Source organism: Rhodococcus sp. EPR-147, assembly GCF_001647185.1.
Classification (GTDB): Bacteria; Actinomycetota; Actinomycetes; order Mycobacteriales; family Mycobacteriaceae; genus Rhodococcoides.
In genome coordinates, this window is the sequence record NZ_LVCU01000024.1 from 1 (window position 1) to 2,522 (window position 2,522).

A 2,522-nucleotide genomic window follows, 5' to 3' on the forward strand; every position below is an offset into this window, starting at 1 on the left:
CTACCGCAAACCGATCCTCGAGATGGTCGACGACGAAAACGAGGCGCGACGGGAAATTGCGATCACCGTCGCCCACGAAATCGGACATCACTTCGGCATCGACGACGAGCGACTGCATCAACTCGGATTCGGCTGACAGCACTCACTCGTCGCCCGCCCGCTCACCCCGAACGCACCCCCAGGTTGGGATGAATGTGGGTTTCAGTCACTCAGATGGCCTGAATTGCGCATTCATCCCAACGTGGGGGCCGAAGCGAACGCCGGGCTACGCCGCGACTGTCTCTCGGCGAGTGGATCGAGCAGCGCGATCGGTGAGGAATGCGAATCCCAATCCCAAGGCCAGCCACAGGGTTGCCTGGGTGGCCAGGGACGACAGTCGGAATTCCCACAGCAGGGTTGCCGGGAAGTCCGCGCCCACCTCGTTGACGGTGGGCAGCAGCGCGTAGCCGATGCCGACCACAACAAGGAACGCCAGCAACGGCGCTCCGACGCGAATCGCCACCGAATGCTGCGATGCCACCGCCTTCGCCGCGTAGACGGCCAATGCGACCGCCAGCAGACCCAGAATCACCGACGCCAACCACAGCCAAGTGCGTTGGGTGATGGTCTCGGGATCGCCGACGGCCGGTGGGTTGGCCGGGTACTTGAAGAAGGGCACCGCTTCGATGGCCAACCATCCGGCACCGGCTCCGACGAGCGCGAGAATCGAGCCCGGCAGTGCGGTGAAGCGTCGCCCGTAGTGCAGCGCCGAGGCGAAGATCGCGCCGAGCGCCAGGCCGGCGAGTCCGGTGGCGAGGAACAGTCCGACGCGTTGTCCGTCTCGACTGACCAGTGCGTCCTCGCCGTGGGAGTGCGCGGCCGCATCGGCGTCGGCGTGATGAGCGTCGGCTCCGGCCGCTTCCTCGATGGCGATGGCCGAGTCGATGTGCGGTTCACCGACGACGTAGGCGACTGCTCCGGCGAGCAGGCCTGCGAGAAGTCCGGCGAGCAGACCTCGCACCAGTAGTTGGACGTATGTGCCCTGCAGCGTCGGGCCGTGGATGTCGGTCAGTGGCATGGCAGGCCCAGCAGGTGGCGGCCGTCGTGCATCAACTCGTGCATGTACATGCCACTGCGGGAGATCGCGCCCTGATCGAAACCGACGAGGTAGAGCACGACGAAAGCGAGCAGAATCGTTGCGGCGACGATGACGGCAAGAGCAGCCGACTCCGTCGTATTACTGGGTGCGTGAATGATTGCCATGGTGTCCTCCTGGGATTGTGCGTCCCGTAGTCCCCGCTCGAAAACGGGGACGGCCATGCGATGAACGAGTTTTCTGACTCTCGAATTCGGGCATTTCGCCGACGTCGATCACAGTGGCGCAACCGCTCCGGATTTTCACCGGATTACCTGCGTACATCGCGTATTACCAGCGAACTGTGGCATCGCTCCGGACTCTGTGTCAATCGCTGTCCCGACCGACTGCAGCTCGATGCCACAAAGCTGCGGTGCCACAATGACGCAGTGCCCGCTCCCGTGACCCGACTGATGTTGGTCGCTCACGCGCGAACCGACGCCATGCGCACCGGCCGGTTTCCCGGCGACGAACCACTCGACGACGCGGGCCTGCGCGATCTCGAGGCGGTAACCGACCTTCCCCGCGCCGACCGCGTCCTGTCCGGCCCGGAAACCCGCTCGATCTCCACCGCGCAGGTGTTCGGAACAGAGATCTCCGTCGAGCCCGCGTTGGCCGACATCGACTACGGCCGGTGGTCCGGTCTCGAGATGACCGACCTGCCCGACGCCGACGCGATGGCCTGGCTGAGCGATCCGGCGTTCGTTCCTCCGGGCGGAGAATCCCTCGACGCGTTGTTCTCTCGCGTCGAGAAGTGGCTGAGCGCTGTTGGATCGACGCCGGGCCGCACTCTGGCGGTGACCTCTCCTGCCGTCGTCCGAGCCGTGGTGGTGCTGGTGTTGGACGCCCCGATCCGCTCGTTTTGGCGAATCGACGTTTCCCCGCTGACGCGCACGTCCGTCAGCCATCGAGGCGGCGTCTGGACTGTCGGCGCGGTGGCCCAGAAGTTCGTCTGAATTTTTCTCGCGCGGAGGGAACCGAACCGAACACGGCGGCGTCTTACCTACCGACAGCGCAAAGTTCTTCGATCAGGGAGCGTGGCTCATGACCGTCATCAAGGTGGATCCGGTGGCCCTACAGCTTGCTGCCTCCGAACTCGATGCGGTCGCCGCTCGCTTGCAGGCTGCTGTCACTGCAACGGCAATCCCCGTGCGGCCACTGCCGCCCGGTACCGACGAGGTCTCGCTGCTCACGGAACGGTTCTTCGGCACCGCGGCCGATACCTTCGGACCTGCTGCAGCGCAGGGCATTTCGGAGTTGCACCGAGCGGCCGAGGAACTGCGGAAACAGGCTGCGGACTACGTGGCCACCGACGACGACACGGCCGGGGGTCTACCCGGCCTACCCGGAATCTGACGCACCGCACTCGACCGCAACGCCAAGACACAACGCTCGAAACGACACGACG

The 2,522-nt window shown here is 65.1% G+C and carries 5 protein-coding genes; 3 read left to right on the forward strand and 2 right to left on the reverse strand.

All coding sequences use genetic code 11. The features are described 5' to 3' along the window. The coding region (locus A2J02_RS27005; RefSeq protein WP_197477894.1) for a metallopeptidase family protein at nt 1–136 on the forward strand (136 nt) is incomplete at its 5' end. Between the two features lie 129 nt (nt 137–265). On the opposite strand, the gene A2J02_RS00950 is transcribed toward A2J02_RS27005, so the two are convergent. Together A2J02_RS00950 and A2J02_RS00955 are read right to left on the reverse strand one after the other, a co-directional pair. Next, nucleotides 266–1,057, reverse strand: coding sequence for a CbtA family protein (locus A2J02_RS00950; RefSeq protein ID WP_068045591.1), 792 nt, complete (start codon nt 1,055–1,057; stop codon nt 266–268). Further along, a complete protein-coding gene (locus A2J02_RS00955; RefSeq protein ID WP_032396459.1) occupies nt 1,048–1,242 on the reverse strand; it encodes a CbtB domain-containing protein in 195 nt (64 codons plus the stop codon). The genes A2J02_RS00950 and A2J02_RS00955 overlap by 10 nt, the downstream gene beginning before the upstream one ends. A gap of 261 nt (nt 1,243–1,503) precedes the next feature. Between A2J02_RS00955 and A2J02_RS00960 the strand changes: the two genes are divergently transcribed. Both A2J02_RS00960 and A2J02_RS00965 read left to right on the forward strand, forming a co-directional pair. Next, nucleotides 1,504–2,070, forward strand: coding sequence for a histidine phosphatase family protein (locus A2J02_RS00960; protein WP_179272057.1), 567 nt, complete (start codon nt 1,504–1,506; stop codon nt 2,068–2,070). An 88-nt stretch (nt 2,071–2,158) separates the two neighbouring features. Beyond that, nucleotides 2,159–2,470 (forward strand): PE family protein, encoded by a 312-nt coding sequence (locus tag A2J02_RS00965; protein WP_032381057.1) that lies wholly within the window; start codon nt 2,159–2,161, stop codon nt 2,468–2,470. Nucleotides 2,471–2,522 lie beyond the last annotated feature (52 nt).